The sequence below is a fragment of the Halorubrum sp. B52 genome (assembly GCF_059752555.1).
Genome location: NZ_MWTG01000018.1, coordinates 1 through 18,775, shown reverse-complemented (window position 1 = coordinate 18,775; position 18,775 = coordinate 1). Strand labels below are relative to the sequence as shown.

At 68.8% G+C, this 18,775-nt stretch carries 15 protein-coding genes; 5 read left to right on the top strand and 10 right to left on the bottom strand.

Going from position 1 to position 18,775, the window contains the following annotated elements; genetic code table 11:
- Window positions 1–63 precede the first annotated feature (63 nt).
- Together B4V04_RS16965 and B4V04_RS16960 are read right to left on the bottom strand one after the other, a co-directional pair.
- Window positions 64–1,134 carry a Gfo/Idh/MocA family protein gene (locus B4V04_RS16965; protein ID WP_498232848.1) on the bottom strand — a complete coding sequence of 357 codons (1,071 nt, stop codon included), beginning with the start codon at window positions 1,132–1,134 and terminating at the stop codon, window positions 64–66.
- Window positions 1,135–1,225: 91 nt separating this feature from the next.
- Complete coding sequence (locus B4V04_RS16960; protein WP_498232847.1) at window positions 1,226–2,950, bottom strand: thiamine pyrophosphate-binding protein; 1,725 nt, start codon at window positions 2,948–2,950, stop codon at window positions 1,226–1,228.
- Between the two features lie 121 nt (window positions 2,951–3,071).
- Between B4V04_RS16960 and B4V04_RS16955 the strand changes: the two genes are divergently transcribed.
- Window positions 3,072–3,836, top strand: a complete 765-nt coding sequence (locus B4V04_RS16955; RefSeq protein WP_498232846.1) for a sugar phosphate isomerase/epimerase family protein — start codon at window positions 3,072–3,074, stop codon at window positions 3,834–3,836.
- Window positions 3,837–3,883: 47 nt separating this feature from the next.
- Here B4V04_RS16955 and B4V04_RS16950 read toward each other — a convergent pair whose 3' ends face one another.
- The 5 genes from B4V04_RS16950 to B4V04_RS16930 form a co-directional block, all read right to left on the bottom strand.
- Window positions 3,884–5,797 (bottom strand): DEAD/DEAH box helicase family protein, encoded by a 1,914-nt coding sequence (locus B4V04_RS16950; RefSeq protein ID WP_498232845.1) that lies wholly within the window; start codon window positions 5,795–5,797, stop codon window positions 3,884–3,886.
- A gap of 79 nt (window positions 5,798–5,876) precedes the next feature.
- Complete coding sequence (locus B4V04_RS16945) at window positions 5,877–6,596, bottom strand: hypothetical protein (RefSeq protein WP_498232844.1); 720 nt, start codon at window positions 6,594–6,596, stop codon at window positions 5,877–5,879.
- A 97-nt stretch (window positions 6,597–6,693) separates the two neighbouring features.
- The gene (locus B4V04_RS16940) at window positions 6,694–7,662 is read right to left on the bottom strand and encodes an aldo/keto reductase (protein WP_498232843.1); all 969 of its coding nucleotides are present in this window, start codon (window positions 7,660–7,662) and stop codon (window positions 6,694–6,696) included.
- A 79-nt stretch (window positions 7,663–7,741) separates the two neighbouring features.
- Window positions 7,742–8,794 (bottom strand): HTH-type sugar sensing transcriptional regulator TrmB, encoded by a 1,053-nt coding sequence (trmB, locus tag B4V04_RS16935; protein ID WP_498232842.1) that lies wholly within the window; start codon window positions 8,792–8,794, stop codon window positions 7,742–7,744.
- 147 nt (window positions 8,795–8,941) lie between these two features.
- Window positions 8,942–9,682, bottom strand: a complete 741-nt coding sequence (locus tag B4V04_RS16930; RefSeq protein WP_498232841.1) for a proteasome assembly chaperone family protein — start codon at window positions 9,680–9,682, stop codon at window positions 8,942–8,944.
- Between the two features lie 125 nt (window positions 9,683–9,807).
- Between B4V04_RS16930 and B4V04_RS16925 the strand changes: the two genes are divergently transcribed.
- Both B4V04_RS16925 and B4V04_RS16920 read left to right on the top strand, forming a co-directional pair.
- Window positions 9,808–11,001 (top strand): mechanosensitive ion channel family protein, encoded by a 1,194-nt coding sequence (locus tag B4V04_RS16925; RefSeq protein ID WP_498232840.1) that lies wholly within the window; start codon window positions 9,808–9,810, stop codon window positions 10,999–11,001.
- A 67-nt stretch (window positions 11,002–11,068) separates the two neighbouring features.
- Window positions 11,069–12,742: an MATE family efflux transporter gene (locus B4V04_RS16920; RefSeq protein WP_498232839.1), complete on the top strand. Its 1,674-nt coding sequence runs from the start codon at window positions 11,069–11,071 to the stop codon at window positions 12,740–12,742.
- Between the two features lie 72 nt (window positions 12,743–12,814).
- On the opposite strand, the gene B4V04_RS16915 is transcribed toward B4V04_RS16920, so the two are convergent.
- Window positions 12,815–13,042 (bottom strand): DUF7385 family protein, encoded by a 228-nt coding sequence (locus B4V04_RS16915; protein ID WP_498232838.1) that lies wholly within the window; start codon window positions 13,040–13,042, stop codon window positions 12,815–12,817.
- A 156-nt stretch (window positions 13,043–13,198) separates the two neighbouring features.
- Entirely contained in the window at window positions 13,199–14,035 is an 837-nt protein-coding gene (locus tag B4V04_RS16910; RefSeq protein ID WP_498232837.1) for a DUF7117 family protein, read from the bottom strand.
- A gap of 109 nt (window positions 14,036–14,144) precedes the next feature.
- Between B4V04_RS16910 and B4V04_RS16905 the strand changes: the two genes are divergently transcribed.
- Both B4V04_RS16905 and B4V04_RS16900 read left to right on the top strand, forming a co-directional pair.
- Window positions 14,145–15,293 (top strand): DUF7544 domain-containing protein, encoded by a 1,149-nt coding sequence (locus tag B4V04_RS16905; protein ID WP_498232836.1) that lies wholly within the window; start codon window positions 14,145–14,147, stop codon window positions 15,291–15,293.
- Window positions 15,294–15,946: 653 nt separating this feature from the next.
- Complete coding sequence (locus tag B4V04_RS16900; protein ID WP_498232835.1) at window positions 15,947–17,149, top strand: Cdc6/Cdc18 family protein; 1,203 nt, start codon at window positions 15,947–15,949, stop codon at window positions 17,147–17,149.
- A gap of 92 nt (window positions 17,150–17,241) precedes the next feature.
- Here the strand turns inward: B4V04_RS16900 and B4V04_RS16895 are convergent, their stop codons facing one another.
- Window positions 17,242–17,802, bottom strand: a complete 561-nt coding sequence (locus B4V04_RS16895) for a TATA-box-binding protein (protein ID WP_015910251.1) — start codon at window positions 17,800–17,802, stop codon at window positions 17,242–17,244.
- Window positions 17,803–18,775 lie beyond the last annotated feature (973 nt).

Genomic DNA, 18,775 nt, shown 5'->3' with positions numbered 1-18,775 from the left:
CGAATAGGTTCGGATAGCGTGAGCGGTCGACGCAGCGAACCGGCAGCCCGTCCGACCGTCCGATCAGTCCAGCCGGACGGCCTCGCCGCGCTCCGAGGAACGGTAGATGGCGTCGATGACGCGCTGGACGGAGAGCGCCTCGTCGATCGTGTTGATCGCGGGCGCCTCGCCCGCGGCGACCGCCTCGAGGAACGCCGCCTGCTCGGCGCCGTGGCTGTTCCCCTCGCGGGTCTCGATCTCGGTGTCGGAGAAGTGGTGCTGGTCGCCGTCGAAGCTCCGCGCCTCGTGGATCGCGAGCTCGTCGCTGCCGCGGTCGAACGTCGCGCCCGCCTCCGTCCCCCGGATCACGAACTCGTCGTTCGTCGGTCGGTTCGTCGCCCACGCGACCTCCAGCGACACCGTGTTGCCGTCGGCGTCGCGGATGAACGCCGACGCCGAGTCCTCGACGTCGAACCCGTCGGCGCCGTTGTCGTCGCCCCACATGTGAACGAACGCGTAGTCGTCGCGGTTCCCGAACTCGGTGCGCGTCTCGCCCGACACCTCGACGACCTCCGGGTGATCGAGGAAGTACAGCGCCAGGTCGATGGCGTGGACGCCGATGTCGATGAGCGCGCCGCCGCCGGCGACGTCGCCCGACGTGAACCACGAGCCGCGGCCGGGGACCCCGCGGCGGCGGACGTAGTTCGCCTCGACGTGGGTCGTCTCGCCGAACCGTCCCTCGTCTTGATACCCCTTGATCACCTGCACCGGCTCCGCGAACCGGTTGTTGAACCCGACCATGCAGAACCCCTCGGCGTCGCGGGCGGCCGCCGCGATGCGCTCCGCGCTCTCGACCGTGTGCGCGAGCGGCTTCTCTAAGAGCACGTCGAGTCCGGCCTCCAGCGCCGACACCGCGTACTCCTCGTGGAACCGGTTCGGCGTCGTGATCAGGACCGCGTCGCACTCCTCGTAGAGGGCCGCCTCGTCCCCGTACGCGTGGACGCCGAACTCCTCGTGGAACCGACGCCGGGCGTCGCCGTCGATGTCCATGCCGCCGACGAGGTTCGCGTCGCGCTCGGTCAGCTTCGTCGCGTGGTGGTTTCCGATCCCGCCGAGTCCGACGATGCCGACGGCGACGTCGTTCGCGTGAGTCATAGACGCGATTCACAACGAAAGTTGTTAAGGTTCACGTTCCGATTCACGCGAACGATACCGGCGCGAGACGTCACCGCGCCGTCGGTTTCGCTCACCGGTCCCGCGTCATCCACTCGCTCGCCTGCGGCTCCGCGGGGTCCGTGACCACCTCGACGAGCGCGGGGCCGTCGCGTCGCCGGGCCGCGTCGACCGCGTCCCCGACCGCGTCCCGGTCGGTCACGCGCTCCGCGGGGACGCCCATGCCGGACGCGACGGCGACGAGGTCGAGGCCGGCGTCCTCCCACCCGTAGGCGCCCTCGGGGAAGCCGTACGAGCGCGACGCCTCCTCGCTGATGATCGCGTAGTCGTCGTTGTTGAGCGCGACGACCGTCACGTCGACGTCTTCGGCGGCGAGCGTGTGCAGTTCGTGAACGCACATCATGAGCCCGCCGTCACCGGTGAGCGCGACGACGTCGCGGTCGGGGTTCGCGAGCTTCGCGCCGATCGCCGACGGGAGACCCGTCCCCATCGTCGCCCACGAGCCGGGGTTGACGTACGAGCGGGGGCCCGCCGCCGGGAAGGAGACGAGCGTCCAGAGCCGGAAGCCGCCCGCGTCCGCCGTGACGACCGTCTCCTCGGGGAGCGCCTCGCGGACTTCGTTCAGGACTTCGACCGAGCGGAGCGGCCCGTCGGGGGCGCGGTCGTCGGCGAGCGCCGCGAACCGCTCCTCGTCGGCCGACCTGACCGCCCCGGCGCGCTTGGCGCCGGCTTCCGCCGTCGCCATCGGATCCGCCATCTCGTCGGCGTCGAGGCGGTCGCGAAGCGCCCGGAGGAACGCGTCCGCGTCGGCGACGACCCCGAGGTCCGTCTCGTAGCCGAACCCGATGTCGTCGCCGTCGAGGGTGACGTGGACGAGCCGGTCCGGCATCGGGGCCGACCACGAGGCGGTCGCGACCGCGTCGAGGTCGGAGCCGACGACGAACCCGACGTCGCCGTCGGCGAGCAACTCGCGGAGCGCCGTGCTCGACCCGCCGCAGAGGACGCCGGCGGAGAGCGGGTGGGCCTCCGGCAGCGTCCCTTTGCCCTTGTACGTGGTCACCACGGGCGCGTCGAGCGCCTCGGCGACCGACCGAAGCGCGTCGCTCGCGCCGGCGCGCCGCACGCCGCCGCCCGCGAGCACCACGGGCGCGTCGGCCGCCGCGAGCAGCTCCGCGGCGCGCTCGACGGCCTCGGCGGGCGGGGCCGGCGGCGCGCTCGGCGAGCGTTTCCCGACCGCGGGCTGGGGCGTCTCGCTCGCGAGGACGTCCTTCGGGATTCCCACGCGGACGGGTCCCTGCGGGTGCTCGCGGGCGACGCGGATCGCGTCGGCGACGGCGGGGACGGCGCCCGCGGGGGAGTCCACGAGGACGTTCTCCTTGACGACCGTGTCGTACGTCTCGGGCCGCGTCTCGTGGATCCCGTCGCCGCCGCGCACCTCGCGCTCGGTCTCGACGGCGAGATGGAGGAGCGGGACGCAGTCGTTCAGGGCATTCTTCAGCCCGTTCATCGCGTTGGTGTCGCCCGGGCCGGGGACGACCACCGTCGCCGCCATCGCGCCCGGTTCGCTCGTCTCGGCGTACCCCCACGCCTGGTGGGTGACGGCCGTCTCGTGGCGCGCGACGACGAACCGCGCGTCGCGGTCGGCGAGCGCCCGGTTGAGCGGGAGCGTCTGCTTCCCGGGGATCCCGAAGGCGACGTCGACCCCGCGGTCGAGCATGTGGTCGACGACCGCCTCGGCGACGGTCGGGGCGGCGGGGGCGCCCGGATCCGTACCGCCCGGGGAGTCGCTAGTGTCCATACCGCGCAGTCGACTGAGCGGGTGTTGAAAGCTTCGGCGGGGCCGGGGCCTCCGGCCACTCGGTATCGTCGCGGGCGCGAGGCATCCGAACCGATACGTCGCTCGGCGAGAGACGGCTGATATGGTCGACATCGCGGTCCAGCTGTACACGCTGCGCTCGCTCGACGCGCCGCTTCCGGAGCTGCTCGACCGCGTGGGCGAGGTCGGCTACGACGGGGTGGAGTTCGCCTACCGGGTGCGCGAGTCGCCGACCGAGGAGGTGCTCGCGGCGCTCGACCGGAACGATCTGGACGCGGCGTCCGCGCACGTCCAGATCGAGGCGTTGGAAGCCACTCCGGCCGAGGCGTTGGAAGACGAGTTCGACGAGACCGTCGACCGCTACGACCGGCTCGGCGTCGACACGCTCGTCGTCCCGTGGCTCGACCCGGAGCAGTTCGAGAGCGCGGCCGCGGTCGACGCGGTCGCGACGCGGCTCGACGACCTCGCGGCGGCCCTCGACGACGAGGGCGTCCGGCTCGCGTACCACAACCACGACCAGGAGTTCGCGACCGTCGACGGAGAGCCCGCGTTTGAGCGGCTGATCGATCGGACCGACGATCGGGTCGGCTTCGAGGTCGACGCCGGCTGGGCGCTGGCCGGCGGCGCGGACCCCGCCGCGTTGATCGACCGCCACGCCGACCGGATCACGCGCGTCCACGCCGCGGACGTCGACGTCGACCGCGGCGAATCGGTCGCGCTCGGCGAGGGCGACGTGGACCTCGACGCGGTCGTCGCGAGCGCTCGGCGAGCGGACGCGGAGTGGCTCGTCTACGAGCACGACGAGCCCGCGGACCCGATCGCGTCGATCGAACGAGGCGCGAGAGTGCTCCGCGACGCGCTGGAGTGATTCGGCGTACGGTTCTCCTCCTCCGTCGCGACCTATTCCGCCGCGACCTACTCCGCGACGTTCGTCTCGCGCACCCGCACGCCCTTGCGCGCGAGGTGTCGCATCTGGCGCTGCGCGAACTCCTCCTCGCTGGACCCGCGCGTGGCGAGCACGTAGACGAGCGCGGAGCCGGCGGGACGCATCGTCCGCCCGGCGCGCTGCGAGCCCTGCCGGCGGGAGCCGCCGAGCCCGCTGGCGACGATGGCGACCTCGGCGTTCGGGAGGTCGATCCCCTCGTCGCCGACGCGGGAGACGACGAGAGTGTCGAGGTCGTCGCCGTCCGAACCGGCTTGTTTCCGGTCTCCGCCCCCCTCCTCGCGGAACCGTCGGAACAGCTCCGCGCGCTCGCGGTGCGGCGTCTCGCCGCTGATGAACGGGACGCCGAGCGCGTCCGCGATCGCCTCGCCCTGATCGAGGAACTCGATGAAGACGAGCGCCTTCTTGTCGCGGTGAGCCGCGAGGAGGTACCGTATCTCCTCGATCTTCGCGGGGTTCTCGGCGGCGAGGCGTCGTCGCTCGCGGCCGTCGGCGCTCGCGTATTCGTTCTGCGCCATCTCGTCGCGCCACGGGACGTAGCGGATCTCGACCTCCGGCTCCTGGACGAAGCCGGCCTCGAACAGCTCGTCCCAGTCGGCGCCGATCGGCTGGCCGATCAGCGTGTAGATCTCCTCCTCGCTGCCGGTCTCGCGGACCGGAGTGGCGGAGAGACCGAGGCGGTGTTTCGCCTGTAGCTCCGCGGATCTCGAGAACACCGGGGCCGTGATGTGGTGCGCCTCGTCGAAGCAGATCAGCCCCCACTTCCGCGAGTCGAACAGCGAGCGGTGCCGGTCCATCCCGGCGGTCTGGTACGTCGCGATCGTGATCGGGCGGATCTCCTTTTCGCCGCCGTGATACTCGCCGACGTCGGCGGGATCGACCGTGGAGTGTTCGAGCAGCTCCTCGCGCCACTGGCCGGCGAGCTCGCGGGAGGGGACCAGGATGAGGGTCTCGCCGCCGACCGCCGCGATGGTCGCGATCGCGGCGACGGTCTTCCCCGATCCCGGCGGACCGACGTACACCCCGGATCGGCGCTCGAGGAACGTCTCCACCCACGTCTCCTGATACGGGCGGAGGTCGGTAGTGAGCTCGACGTCGACCGGGTCGCCCACGTCGAGGTCGCGGTCGTCCTCGACCGGATAGCCCGCGTCGTAGAGGGCGCGCTTGACCTCGGCGACGGCGCCCTCGTTCACCCACGCCTCCGTCTCCGAGATGGGCGCCCGGAGGTGGTCGTCGTCGAGGTGCTGGTCCGCGACGTTGCCCATCAGGCTCTCGGAGGCGGCCGCGAGGACGACGTAGTCGTCCTCGTGGGTGTAGAGGCGGAAGCGGTGCGCGCGGCGCCACTGGTCGCGGATCCACTCCTCGAGGTGCTCGTACCGACGCGGGAGCACCGACCGGAGGCTTGCGATTAGCGCGTCGGCGTCGTCGAACGGCGCGGCCCACACGTCCTCCTGGCGGATCCGGTAGAGGTACCCGCGGGTGCCGGGCTCCGTCCCGGTGGTGTCGACGAGGTGCGCGAACTGCGAGAGCCGCGCCCGGGTGTACTGCGTCGGGCGGTCGACGACTATCTCGCGGCGGTTCGGGAACGCGACGACGCGTTCGCGGCTCGCCAGCCGGCCCCAGTCGGTGGGGTAGAAGACGACCGGGTCGCTCTCGACGTCGAGCCTGTCCACGTCGCCGCGGTCGACGAGCGCCGCCAGCGCGTCGCGGGCGGCCGACTGCGTCGTGCCGAGCCGGCGGGCGACCTCGCTGGCGGTCGCGATCGGGCGCTCCTCGGCCTCGAGCGCCTCGTGGAAGCGGTCGAGCGAGAGGTCGGCGGCGGCCGCTGTACGGGCCTCGTCGCCGGAGTCCCCCGATTCGCCGGACTCGCCGGGGTCGTCGGTCATTGCGTCCGGTTCGGCCGCGACGCTGAAATGGGTAGCGTCCGCGGCCGGAGGAGAGGAGGGGGACAGACGGGGCGCGATCTCACCGACCGGAGCGTCCGTGACAGCCGCGAGAGGTGATCGCGTCCTTCGAGCGGAACCGGCAGCCGCAGTCGGCGCACCGGACGTACGGCTCGCCCGGGTCGGTCTTCAGGCGGTGGTCGCCGACGACGAACGGCCGGGTCACGGTTCGGGGGCGGATCCGGTCCGGGATCGGCGTCGCGGCGGACTCGCTGAGCGCCGCCCGCACGGCGATGGTGTCGACGTCGACGGGGTCCCACCGGCGGGCGTCCAGGGCGGCCTCGCGGTCGGCCACCTCGGTCCAGCCGGTGACGACGACGGGGGAGTTGGTCTCCGTGTCGCCGACGACGACGACGAACCGGATCCCGCCCTCGACGAGGGCGAACCGCCAGCCGTCGGTGCGGTTCCAGCGGAGCTGCCCCCGGCGGATCGCGTCGCTCACGGTGCGGGTCGACACGTAGCGTCCGGGCTGTTCGAGCCGCTCGCGGAAGTGATCGGTGAGGGCGTAGAGCCCGGGGTCGCGGATCGGCGGGTCCTCCGCGGTTCGCGCGACCGCGGACCGCCGGTCCGGTGCGGGGTCGCGGCGCCGCGAGCCGCCCGTTTCGGGGTCGAACGGGAGGGAGTCCGCCCTCGCCGTCCGCCGACGAGATCCCCCCGGCGCGGTCGTGGACGCGGTCCGACGCTCCGTCGATCCGGGACGGGATGACTCCGCGTCTCCCGGCCCGCCCTGTCGGGATGCCACTGACTCCTACTACAGAGCGATCTGTTAAGTGTGTTACGCTGACACAGGGGTGAGATCGGGGACGCCGTGGTGCGAAAATCGACCGCGCCCGTCGAGACTACTCGTGACCGGAGACCCGGACCGGCTCGTACGGCTCCTCGAGCCACTCCACGTCCGACGCGGAGAGGTCGACGTCGAGGGCCTCGACCGCGTCCTCCAGGTGTTCGACGCTCGACGTGCCGACGATGGGGGCGTCGACGACGTCCTTTCCGGCCACCCAGCGGAGTGCGATCTGGGCCATCTTCACGCCCTTCTCGTCGGCCAGCTGTTGAACGCGGCGATTGATCTCCTCGCCGCCGCCCTCGCGGTACGGGCGCCCGAGCGCGGTCTCGTGTTCCCCGCGCGTGGTGGCGTCATCGCGCTCGTACGGGCGCGCCAGGTAGCCGGCGCCGACCGGGCTCCACGGGATCATACCGACGTTCTCTCTCTCGCACAGCGGGACCATCTCGCGCTCCTCCTCGCGGTACGCGAGGTTGTAGAGGTTCTGCATGGTGACGAACCGCTCGTACCCCTCGCGGTCGCTCGCGTGGAGCGCCTCGGCGAACTGGTGGGCCCACATCGAGGAGGCGCCGACGTATCGCACGTCGCCGCGGCGGACGGCGTCGTCGAGCGTCGCCAGCGTCTCCTCGATCGGCGTCTCGTAGTCCCACCGGTGGATCTGATACAGGTCGACCGTGTCCATCCCGAGCCGATCGAGGCTGTTCTGGAGCTCCTGTTCGATCGCCTTCCGCGAGAGCCCGCTCGCGTTCGGGTTCGACTCGTCCATCTCGCCGTACACCTTGGTGGCGACGGTGAACCGATCGCGGTCGTACTCGGCGAGCACGTCGCCGAGGATCGCCTCGCTCTCGCCGTTCGAGTAGACGTTCGCGGTGTCGAAGAACGTGATCCCGAGCTCGATCGCGCGCTCGACGAGCTCGCGTCCCTCATCCTCGTCGAGCATCCAGTCGTGCTCGCTCCCGAAGCTCATACAGCCCAGCGCGAGCTCGCTGACGCTCGCTCCCGTGTCGCCCAGCGTCGTGTACTCCATACGGATCGGGCGGTCGCCCGACTAATAAATCGGGGCGACTGCGCGGCGACGGGTTCCCGAGCGGAACCGGCCGGCCGCCCTACAGCGCCGGCGGTTCGCCGCGGCCGATGACGATCTCTTGTCCCTCGACGTCCTCGAGGGCGGCGACGCGGCCGCCGATCTCGACGCGCCCGGTGGTCGTTTCGACCACCAGCGAGGCGACCTCCTCGGACTCCTCGAACGCGAGGTCGACGACGCGGCCGCGGACGGTGACGGACTCGCCCGTCTCGATGTCGCGCCCCTCGACGGTGGCGTAGAACTCCTCGTCGCCGAACTCCTTGACGTCCTTGACCGCCCGGCGGATCGACGCGTAGCGGCGCGGGAACGGGCGCGCGGCCCCGTCGGTCGCGAGCGTCTCGGCCGTCGTCCACAGGACGGTACCGAAGAACCCCGAGACGAGGAAGCCGAGCGCGGAACGGTTGAAGATGACGCCGTAGCGCTCGCGGTCGTCGCGGAGCGCGTCCTGGGTGGCGTAGACGGAGTACTCGCCGTCGGCGACCGCGAGGATCGGCGTGGTGATCCCGCGGCGCGCGCGGGCGATGGTCGCGACCTCGAGGTAGTCGAACTCGTCCGGATCCGGGGCCTTCGAGGCGGGCGTGACGAGGAGTTCGACGCTGACGCCGGCGGCCACCTTCGCCGCGAGGTCGTCGCGGAAGCGACGGAGCAGGCCGGGGGTGAGCGAGAGCGCGAGCTCGTACTCCGCGCCCGCGATGACCTCCTCCAGGTACCGGAGGATCGTCGACCGCGACTTCACGAGCGAGACGGCTTCGGTCTCTCGGGTCGGCGCGGTGTACCGCGCCTCCAGCTCGTCGACCATCTCGGCGAACGACGACCGGAGATCGCCGAACGCGTCGTCCGGGTCGACGGCGACGATCTTCATCGGCCGCGACTCGCGCAGTTCCACCAGCCCGCGGTCCGAGAGGCTCCGAACCGTGTCGTACACGCGCGGCTGCGGGATGTCGGTTCGGTCGGCGATGTCGCTCGCCGTCAGTTCGCCGTGTTCCAACACCGCGAGGTAGGCGTCTATCTCGTACTCGCCGAGGTTGAACCGGTCCCCGACGTGGTCGAGGGTGTCGCGGAGGTCGTCCGTCATGCAGGAGCCGACACGTCCCTCGGATATAGGTTTTTACTATGAGACGAGTTGCACGCGTTTTCAGAGCCGGATCCCTCGAGACGACGGGCCGAACTGGTCGCCGTCACATGTGCATCCGGTCGTACTCACATGTACGTCCGGTCGTACTCACATGTACATCCGGTCGTACCCTCCCTCCGGCTCGCGCTCCTCCATCCGTTCGGCGAGCCCCTCGTAGTGTTTGCGGATCTCCTCCGCGAACGACGCCAGCGGCTCGGAGTCGACGCCGAGGTCGTAGGTGTCGTCGACCGTGTCCACGAGCCGCACCGCGGCCTCAACGTCGGGCGCCTGCGCGTGGACCGGCGTGATGAACAGGCCGACGCCGAGCGGCGATCCCATCCCCCGTTCGAGCAGGGAGGCGTTCGTCCCGTCGAGGAAGCCCGCCTCCATCGGCGGAACCGTCTCGTCCGCGAGCCGCGCCTCGCGGTAGTCGTCCGTCGCGACGTAGAAGGTCCGGTGAGCGTCCGGACCGTGTGGGATCGGCACCCCCGACAACACGGCGATCTCCGAGACGCCGGCCCCTTCCGTCCAGTCGAGGATCGACGTCGAGAGGAGTTCGCCGAGCGCGGGCGGCACGAACTGTTCGGCCACGAGCACGGTGACGTCGACGTCCTCCGCGGAGTACAGTCGGATCGGGTGGCGTGGGCGACCCTTGGCGAACGGGGTGATCGACGGTAGGCCCTCGGTCCCGACGTGTCCGGTCTCCTCGAGGTCGAGGTCGTCGACCAGGTAGTCCACGGCGGTCAGTCCGGCGAGGCCGAACGACGAGAAGCCGGCGACGAGAACGTCGCTCGGCGTGGAATCGTGCGCGACGCTGAAAGAGGGTCTGGTGGGCGGCGTCTCGGACATGTTACCCAGTTCGTTCGGCGGGGTGATAGTGGTTGCCCAGTTCGCGACCTCGATCGACCCGAACACCGTCCGGACTTCGCCCGGAGGGAGAAACCCTTTTTCCGGTGGGCGACGCCGGATTGGCTATGGCACAGTCCGCGGGCGCGGCATCGGTTTCGGGGACCACCCCCGATCCGGCGCTGGGACGGGTCCTCGGCCCCGCGGTGGGACAGGTCCTCGATCCGGTGACGAACGCCGTCTCGCGGCTGGCGTCGCTTCCCGGCTCGCGACTGTTGATAGTGATTCTGTCGGTCGCGCTGGGTGCGCTCCTCTCGAAGTTCCTCGTCCGGCTCATCGGCCGCCCGGTGGCTCGGCGGGTGTCGAGACAGAGCGTCGCGCAGACGATCGTCCGCGGGGTCCGGGTCGGGACGGTCGTCATCGCGCTGTTGTTCGGGCTCAGGGCGGCCGGGTTCCAGTTCACCGACCTGCTCGTCGGGACGGCGGTGTTCTCGGCCGTTATCGGTATCATTCTCGCCCCGCTCGTCGGGAACTTCATCAACGGCGTGTTCATCCTCGCGGACCAGCCGTTCGAGATCGGTGACATGATCGAGCTGGAGAACGGGACGACGGGATTCGTCGAGGACATCACGATCCGGTACACGAAGATATTCACGCTCGATAACACCTTCATCGTCGTTCCCAACGGGACGATGCGCGAGCGCGACGTGACCAACTTCTCGGCCGAGGACGAGCGAACGCGGCGGACTATCGACGTGCTCGTCACCTACGAGAGCGACATCTCCGAAGGCCGCCGGCTGATCGAGCGCGCGGCTCGCGACTGCGACGCGGTGATCAACGGCGGCCCCGACATTCGGGTCGGCGTCGCGCGCTACACCGCCAGCCCCGACTGTCGCCTTCACGAGTTCGGCGACGACGGTATCCTGCTCCGGCTCCGGTACTGGGTGAAGAAGCCGTACAAGCTCGCGAAGGTGCAGTCGGACGTGAACACGCGCATCCGCGAGCGTCTCACCGACGCCGACGTCGAGATGGCGTACCCCCACCGCCACCTCGTCTTCGACGATACCTCCGGCGTCGCGCGGGTTGGAGGTCCGGAGGACGGACGCCCGCCGGGCGAGCGGGCGGGCGACAAGCCGGACGACGACGGCACGCGGGGCGGTCGGACGGCCGACGCCGACTCCCCGGCCGGTGGCCCCTCGGGCGACGATTCTCCGGCCGACGATTCTCCGGCCGACGGTCCCGAAGACGATCGGGCGGGCGGTACGGGCCTCGTCGGTGACGCTCCCGAGAGCGACCGCGCGACCGGGGGAGACGGGGTCTGATACCGTCGTGCCACGCAGGCCGCCGGAATCGGAAGCCTGATTGACGGAGCCGTTCACTTATAAATCAGTGAGCGACGAGCCCTCCGAGGACCGACCGGATTCCCCGCCCGGGGTCGACGGAAACGGTTCTCACGATAGCGATCTCCCCGATGACGACGGTTCCGGCGGCGGCGACGGTTCCGGCCGCGGTGACGGGTTCGACGATACCGGCGATTCCGGCGGCGGCGACGGCGACGAACGCGTTCCCGAGGAGTCGATCACCGAGGGGAGCCTAGTGCGACCGCTGTTCCACCTGGCGTGGCCCATCGTCGTCATCCAGCTGTTACAGGTGACGTACAACGTGGTCGACACGCTCTACCTCGGTCGCTTGTCGGCGGAGGCCGTCGGGGCGATCAGCCTCGCGTTCCCGCTGATCTTCCTGCTCATCGCCGTCGCCGGCGGGTTCACCACCGCGGGCGCCATCCTCGTGGCGCAGTACACGGGGGCCGACGGCGACCGGTCGGCGGGACTCGTCGCGGGACAGACCCTCTTCACGGTTTCCGTGCTGTCGGTGTTCATCGGGATCGCGGGGTACTTTTACACGCGGCCGGCCCTGGAGCTCCTCCCGAGCGACCCCGCGACGGCGGCGACGGTGATCCCCCTCGCGGCCGACTACATGGAGGTCATCTTCGCCGGCATCCCGCTGATGTTCGGCTTCTTCGTCTTCTCCGCGCTGATGCGCGGCTACGGCGACACCCGGACGCCGATGGCGGTGATGCTCGTCTCCGTCGTCCTGAACGTGTTCCTCGACCCGTTCCTCATCTTCGGGTTCGCGGACAACCCGCTGTTCGAGTGGCTCGCGGGGGTCCCGGGCGTCGGCGCGTTCGACCCGGTCGCGCTGGAGGCCTCGCTGTTCGCGTTCACCGGATTCACGGGCTACGGGATCGAGGGGGCGGCGATAGCGACGATCTTCTCGCGAGGGGTCGCCACCGCGATCGGCATCTGGCTGCTGTTCGGCACCGAGTTGGGTCCGGCGGTTTCGGTGAGCCACCTCGCTCCGGACATCGGGTTCATCCGCGACATCTTCCGTCTCGGGCTCCCCTCCAGCGTCGAGCAGACGACCAGCGCGCTCGCGATGATCACCCTCACGGCGATGGTGGTCACGTTCTCGCCGCCGGTGGTGGCGGCGTACGGCCTCGGGAACCGGCTCATTTCGCTCGTCTTCCTCCCCGCGATGGGGCTCGGGCGCGCGATCGACACGATGGTGGGGCAGAACCTCGGCGCGGACCGGGCGGACCGCGCGGGGCGGTCGGTGAAGATCGCTGCCACGACCGGGGCGGGCGTGATGTTCCTCGTCGCCGTCGTCGCGGTGACGTTCACGGAACCGATCGTCGGGGTCTTCCTCGGCGACGTGCCGGACGCGCCCGCGACGGTGGGCTACGCGGTCGAGTACGTCCGGATCCGCTCGGTGGAGTTCGCCTTCATCGGCGTCTCGCAGGTGATCCTCGGGGCGTTCCGCGGCGCCGGTAACACGAAGACCGCGATGGTGATATCGATACTCACCCTCTGGGTCGGCCGCGTCGCCAGCGTCGGCTACCTCGTCTTCGTGGCCGGGTGGGGCGAGACCGGTATCTGGGTCGGGATGGCGCTCGGGAACGTCCTCGGCGCGGTCATCGGCGTCGCGTGGTTCGCCCGGGGGACGTGGACCGAGCGGTACATCGACGAGCCGGAGCACGACGTCGACCCGGTCGCGAGCGACTGAGCGTCGGCATTCCGTCGCGCGAGCGACTGAGCGTCTGTGTCCCGTCAGGCCGGATTTCGGCCGGACGGACGGTCAGTGCCGGAACAGGTGGATCGCGTCGTGGTCGCGGAGGAGACAGAAGCGAGCCCCGTCGTTCTCGGGGAACGTCGTTCCCGTCTCTCGCGTCGTGAACAGCCGATCGAACGGGTCGTTACAGACGGGACACGGGACGTCTTTTCGGTTCTCCCAGAGTCCCGTCGAGCCGGTGTCTCTGAGCTGTTTCAGCGCGTGGCGGTGGTTGTGGACGTCGAACCGCGACATGGTTGGGGGTCGGCGAGGCGGAGGTTGAATGTGCCCCCGCGAGTATCATGGGTGATTCCGGCGTGTCCGACGCCCCTCTGACGTCCCGTTCGTCCCTCAGACGTCTCGTTCGGCTCTCAGACGTCTCGTTCGGCTCTCAGACGTCTCGTTCGGCCCTCAGACGTCCCGTTCGTCCAGTCGCGACCGAGCCCGTTCGATCGGGGTGTCGTCGCCGGTCCGGACGTACTCGCCGAGCGCGTCGGCGGCGTCGACGAGCGCGTCGGCGTCCGCCGCTGGAACGTCGCCGTTGAGCGCCTCGACGCGTTTCGCTCGGTCGCGGAGGCGTTCCAAGAGCTCCCTGGCCGGAGCGATCCGTGACTGCGGGTCGCCGCCGGCGACCCTGACCGTTGGCGCGTCTGTCTCGGGGTCGGGTTCAGCCTCGGAGTCAGTTTCTGTCTCGGAGTCGAGTTCGTCGTCTGTCTCGGTGTCGAGTTCGTCGAGGAACGCGAGGAGATCGCTCCGATACTCGTCGACCGCGCGCGCGGCCGCCATACCGCGCGCTTCGCGGAGTCGCTCGGGGACGCGCTCGGTCTCGGGGCGGTCACCCGCGTCGGCGCCGGCGAGCAGATCGAGGAGGTACTCGCGGTCGGCGTCGGTGGGATCGCGGAGCCGGTCGTAGCAGTCGACCGCCTCTAGGAGCTCTCGGGCCGCGAGGTACGTGGTGTCTAGCGGGAGCAGCTCGCCGCCGCGAACGAACCCACGCTTGCGGACGTACTCGCGGAGGTCCGATTTGAGGTCGTCGACTCCCTCCGCGGGGAGGGTCCCGCTCGCGTCTCCGAACCGAGTGCGATGGGGGCTGAGGTCGAGGGACGCGGGCGCGTCGGTGTGGGCCGTGCGGTCGTCGACGCCGACGCTCCGGAGGCTCCCGCAGTCCGGGCACTCGACGCTTCCCGTCTCGTAGTACGACCACCGGGCGCCGCATTCCTGGCACTCCCGTTCGCCGCGGACTTTCATACTCGGAGCCTCGCACCGTCCGGCGTAAAGGGCTGTGGTCGGGCCGAGTGCGACGCCCCGACCCGCTCCTCCGACATATTATATAGGCGATCCGTGAGAACCGCCGGACATGAGTTGGCACGCCATCGACGCCCTCGACGACGCGGTCGACGCCACGCGTCGGTTCCTGTTCCCGTTCAGCCTGGTTCGCTGGACGAAGCTCGCCCTCCTCGTGCTCCTGATGGGCGGCGGCGGCGCGAGCGCGAACGCCTCCGTCTCCGTCGTCTCCGACGCCGGCGTGACGCCGCCTCGGGGGACCGACTCGGGCCTCGGCGGCGTCGGTCCGGGCTCCGGCGGCGTGGGTCCGGGTTCCGGCGGCGTCGATCCCGGCGCGGTGACCCCTGAGGGGATCGTCGGGGCGGTCGATTCGGAGACGCTCGCGGTCGTCGCCGTCGGAATCGTCCTGTTGGTCGTCGCTCTCTCGGTCGCCTCGCTGTCGCTGCGACTGGTCTTCTACGACGCCCTCCGCACGAACGAGGTCCGAATCTGGCGGCCGTTCCTCGCGCGGCTCCGTCAGTCGGTCGGGCTGTTCCTGTTCACCGCGGCGCTCAGTGTCGCGGCGGCGGCGCCCGTCGCGCTCGCGGTCCTCGTCGCGGTCGCCGCGGACGCTCCGATGGGGTGGGGGCCGGTCGACGCGCTCGCCGGAACGTTCGGTTCGCTGTCGGTCGGTACGACGATCGTTCTGGGGTTCCTCGGCGCGGTGCTCGTCGCGGTCGCGGTCCTCGCGCTCCGCTTCACCTACGAGTTCGTCGTGCCGACGATGATCGTCGGGGAGACCGGTGTCCTCGGGGGGTGGAGTCGATTCTGGGACATGCTGCGCGCGGAGTGGACGGAACTGCTGGTGTATCTCCTCGTCCACGTCGTCGTCTCGCTGGGGCTCTCGGTCGTCGCGGGAATCGCGGCCGCGTTCGCGTTCGCGCTCGTGGCTACGGTCGGCGGCCTTGTGCTCCTGCTCGTGGCCGCCGCGCTCGGCGGGCTCGGTGCGCTCGTCGGGACCACGGCCGGGATGGCGGCGCTCGCAATCACGGCGCTTGTGGGGGTTGTGACCCTACTCGTTCTCCTGTTGCCGGTACAGGTTCTCACCCGTTCGTACCGCATCGCCTACGAGGTCTCGACGCTCGGCGGGATCGATCCCGAACTCGCACTCCTTCACAGAGATCTCGATCCGGGGGCTTCCGGATCGTCGCAGTCGGACGCCGCCGATCCCTCCGATCGCTGAGGCTCTGTTCGTTACAATTGACGGTCTGGGGGGACCGGCGACCGTCGTGGTCGCTCGGTCCAGAGGGATTCCCGTCAAGGAGGGGAGTGACACACCGGGTTTCCGGTGAAACGGGGAGTGTGGCGGATGCGGTCGGGGGAGGGCTCCGGACTATCTCCCGACCCACTGACATTCGTCTCAACCACTCTATAAAGAATTATAAACTAGTTTTGAGTACAGTCCATTGCCAGTAATAGTGGAGAGACATCACCACAGAATGTGGAGAGACTTTTCACCGGAAATGAAGTCGTCAGTTCCGGCTCTTTGGCGTTTAAATCTCTGTCCCGACGGCAAGAGGTTATGAGCGAACACCGTGTTTCCGGTGAATTCGAACGTCACGATGGCTCCGATCCTCGCTTCGCTCTCGTCTCTCACTCCACCCATTCCTTACTCCACTTCTGTCTCTCACTCCGCTCCTCCGCTCCTTCACACCTACTCCGCTCCCGGCTCTTACTTCGGTCCCGCCTCTTACTTCGCTCCTCCATCCCACCCCCGCCGAACACCACCCACCCATCCACCCCATTTCACCGGAAACACGGTGTGTGTCTCAATCGCCCTACTTCGGCACACGCTCGAAACGGAACGCATTTCACCGGAAACCCGGTGTCGATCCCATGGACGCAGCGGACGACCTCTTCACTCGGGAGGACCCGATATTCGCGAACAAGGAACTCCTCGAGATCAGTCATCTCCCCGGGGAGGGGCGGATCGTCGGTCGAGACGACGAGATCGCCGACCTCGCGAACGCGGTCAACCCGGCCATCTTCGGCCAGAGCCCGAGCAACGTGCTCATCTACGGAAAGACGGGGACCGGGAAGTCGCTCTGCGCGAAGTACGTCTCGAAGCGGCTCGTCTCGACCGCCGGCGAGGAGGGCGTCAACGCCACCTTCGCGTACGTCGACTGCGCGCAGGACACGACCGAGACGCAGGCCGTACAGACGATCGCCGACGGCGTGAACGATCCCGACGCCACCGGGATCAACGTCCCCGACAAGGGACTGTCGACGTCGACCTACTACAAGCGACTCTGGCGCATCCTCGACCAGCGATACGACGTCGTGCTCATCATCCTCGACGAGATCGACAAGCTCGACGACGACGCGATCTTGATGCAGCTCTCTCGGGCGGGCGAGGCCGGGAAGATCACCGACTGCAAGCTCGGCGTCGTCGGGATCAGCAACAAGATCCAGTACAAAGACCGAATGGACGAACGAGTCAAGTCCAGCCTCTGTGAACGCGAGTTCGTGTTCCCGCCGTACGACGCGAACCAGCTCCGAGAGATCATGCAGGCGCGGGCGGACGCGTTCCACGACGACGTTCTCGACCCGTCCACTATTCCGCGTGCCGCGGCGCTCGCGGCGCGGGAGCACGGGGACGCGCGGAAAGCGATCGACATCCTCAGATACGCCGGCGAGATCGCACAGGGGAACGACGAGCCCACCGTCCGCGAGGAGTTCGTCACGCAGGCGCGCCAGCGCGCCGAAACGGACCGGTTCCGCGAACTTATTCGCGGATCGACGCCGCACTCCCGGTACGTCCTCCAGGCGCTCGCGCTGCTGTCCCTCTCGAACGGGCGACAGGACGGCTTCCGAACCAGTCACGTGTACGAGATCTACGAGAACATCTGCCGGCAGGAAGGCTCGGACAGTCTCTCTCTCCGACGCGTCCGCGATCTCCTCAAGGAGCACGCGTTCCTCGATATCATCGAACAGTCGAAACACAGCGGCGGGAGCGCGGAGGGGAGCTACACGAAACACCAACTGCTCGAGGATCCGAGCGTCGTCAAGGAGGTACTGACTGAGGACAGCGCGGCGTAGCCGCCGCGGTGCCGACGATCAACCGGTTTACCCGTCGTCGTCCGGGCGTGATCGAGCCGATCACGATCGAGCCGATCCGATCGAGCGAGCGATTAGCCGAGGAGGCCGAGTCCCTCGATCCGCTCGACGATCTCCTCGACGGCCTCTTCGGCGTCGTCCGTCCGCTTCCCACCGGTGATGACGATCTTCCCGCTGCCGAACAACAGAATGACGACCTCCGGCTCGTCCATTCGATAGACGAGTCCGGGGAACTGCTCCGGCTCGTACTCGACGTCCTCCAAGCCGAGCCCTATCGCCAGCGCGTTGAGGTTGAGGTTGTGACCGAGATCGGCGCTCGATACGATGTTCTGCACCGTTATCTCCGGGTCTTCCTCGACCGGGATCTGGAGTCCGCGAAGCTTCTCGAAGATGATCCCGAGTGCCTCGTGCACGTCGTCGATGCTCTTCGCGCCCGTACAGACTATTTTCCCTGACCGGAAAATGAGCGCGGCCGCCTTCGGTTCCTGGGTCCGGTAGACGAGTCCGGGGAAGTTGTCCGGGTTGAAATCGGCGCCCGGGAGGTCCTCTGCGAGCGCTTCCAAGTCGAGCTCTTGGCCGATCCCGGTCGATGCAACGACGTTCTGGATCTCGATCGAATCAGCAGGGTTCGTCATCGTTCGCTTTTATATGCGTCCCCCTCCCTTATAAACGCCCGTGGTATAAACGACCGCTCGCTCGCGGCGTGTTTCTGGTTACTTTCCTTTTGCTCGCTCGCGGGTCTCTGTCGTCTCAATCCACCTTCCAGCGGCAATATCGTCGTTGATCGCGCGCACGCGACCGGGGACGAGTACTGGACGAGTCCGAGACGAGTGGCGTCTCTCCGCCGAGAACGAACCGCTCGTCCGGTTTCGCTCCGTCCTTCCGCGATCGGAGCGCTCGTCTTTGGGATCGGAACGATGCGGGTCGCGTCCGATGCGAAATAGCGATGCGGGTCGCGTCCGACGCGAAATAGAGAACACCGGTCTCGTCTTCGCGGGCGTGAGACGGTCCCCGTGATCCGTCCGCGATCTCCGGTCCACCCACTGACAGAATCCAGATAGGTTCGAGCGGATCTGCCTTTTGCAGCTCGACCGAACGTCCTCGGATGAACCCGTCCGAACGCTTTCGGTCCACGATTCGTCGTGGCAACCGATCCCAATGAAACCGCATGACGTGGCGGCGATGGTTCGACGGGGTTAAGTACAAGCCGGGGTTCGTGATGAATGCGAAGGTCCCCCGGCGTGGGGGACGACGGCCGGCCGCACCGCGGCCGGTCGAAGCGTTCCGACGTGCTTAAGTGTATAAGCCCGTTCGGTCAAGACGCGAAGAACGCATCGCGGATTCGGGCCGTTCAACTCGGCCCGGTTTCGTAGAGTCGGTTCGTCCGACTCACCGATATGAGGATTTCGCCCCCTGCGCTCCGGCGTAAGAGGAAATCTGATGTGAGCCGTGGTAGTTCGGTGTCATCCAGATCGCTGGCTGACCCGGACACCACATAGACCATGCAATGGTGTTTTGACTTATCGCAAGTCAAAACCCGCCAACACCCCCTCTGAGCCGGGAACCAGGTTCAGAGGTTATACATTCCGGTTGATCCTGCCGGAGGCC

Coding starts and splice junctions, on each gene's coding strand:
- B4V04_RS16965 (WP_498232848.1), bottom strand. CDS start 1,134: ATGACTCACGCGAACGACGTCGCCGTCGGCATCGTCGGACTCGGCGGG.
- B4V04_RS16960 (WP_498232847.1), bottom strand. CDS start 2,950: ATGGACACTAGCGACTCCCCGGGCGGTACGGATCCGGGCGCCCCCGCC.
- B4V04_RS16955 (WP_498232846.1), top strand. CDS start 3,072: ATGGTCGACATCGCGGTCCAGCTGTACACGCTGCGCTCGCTCGACGCG.
- B4V04_RS16950 (WP_498232845.1), bottom strand. CDS start 5,797: ATGACCGACGACCCCGGCGAGTCCGGCGAATCGGGGGACTCCGGCGAC.
- B4V04_RS16940 (WP_498232843.1), bottom strand. CDS start 7,662: ATGGAGTACACGACGCTGGGCGACACGGGAGCGAGCGTCAGCGAGCTC.
- trmB (WP_498232842.1), bottom strand. CDS start 8,794: ATGACGGACGACCTCCGCGACACCCTCGACCACGTCGGGGACCGGTTC.
- B4V04_RS16930 (WP_498232841.1), bottom strand. CDS start 9,682: ATGTCCGAGACGCCGCCCACCAGACCCTCTTTCAGCGTCGCGCACGAT.
- B4V04_RS16925 (WP_498232840.1), top strand. CDS start 9,808: ATGGCACAGTCCGCGGGCGCGGCATCGGTTTCGGGGACCACCCCCGAT.
- B4V04_RS16915 (WP_498232838.1), bottom strand. CDS start 13,042: ATGTCGCGGTTCGACGTCCACAACCACCGCCACGCGCTGAAACAGCTC.
- B4V04_RS16910 (WP_498232837.1), bottom strand. CDS start 14,035: ATGAAAGTCCGCGGCGAACGGGAGTGCCAGGAATGCGGCGCCCGGTGG.
- B4V04_RS16905 (WP_498232836.1), top strand. CDS start 14,145: ATGAGTTGGCACGCCATCGACGCCCTCGACGACGCGGTCGACGCCACG.
- B4V04_RS16900 (WP_498232835.1), top strand. CDS start 15,947: ATGGACGCAGCGGACGACCTCTTCACTCGGGAGGACCCGATATTCGCG.
- B4V04_RS16895 (WP_015910251.1), bottom strand. CDS start 17,802: ATGACGAACCCTGCTGATTCGATCGAGATCCAGAACGTCGTTGCATCG.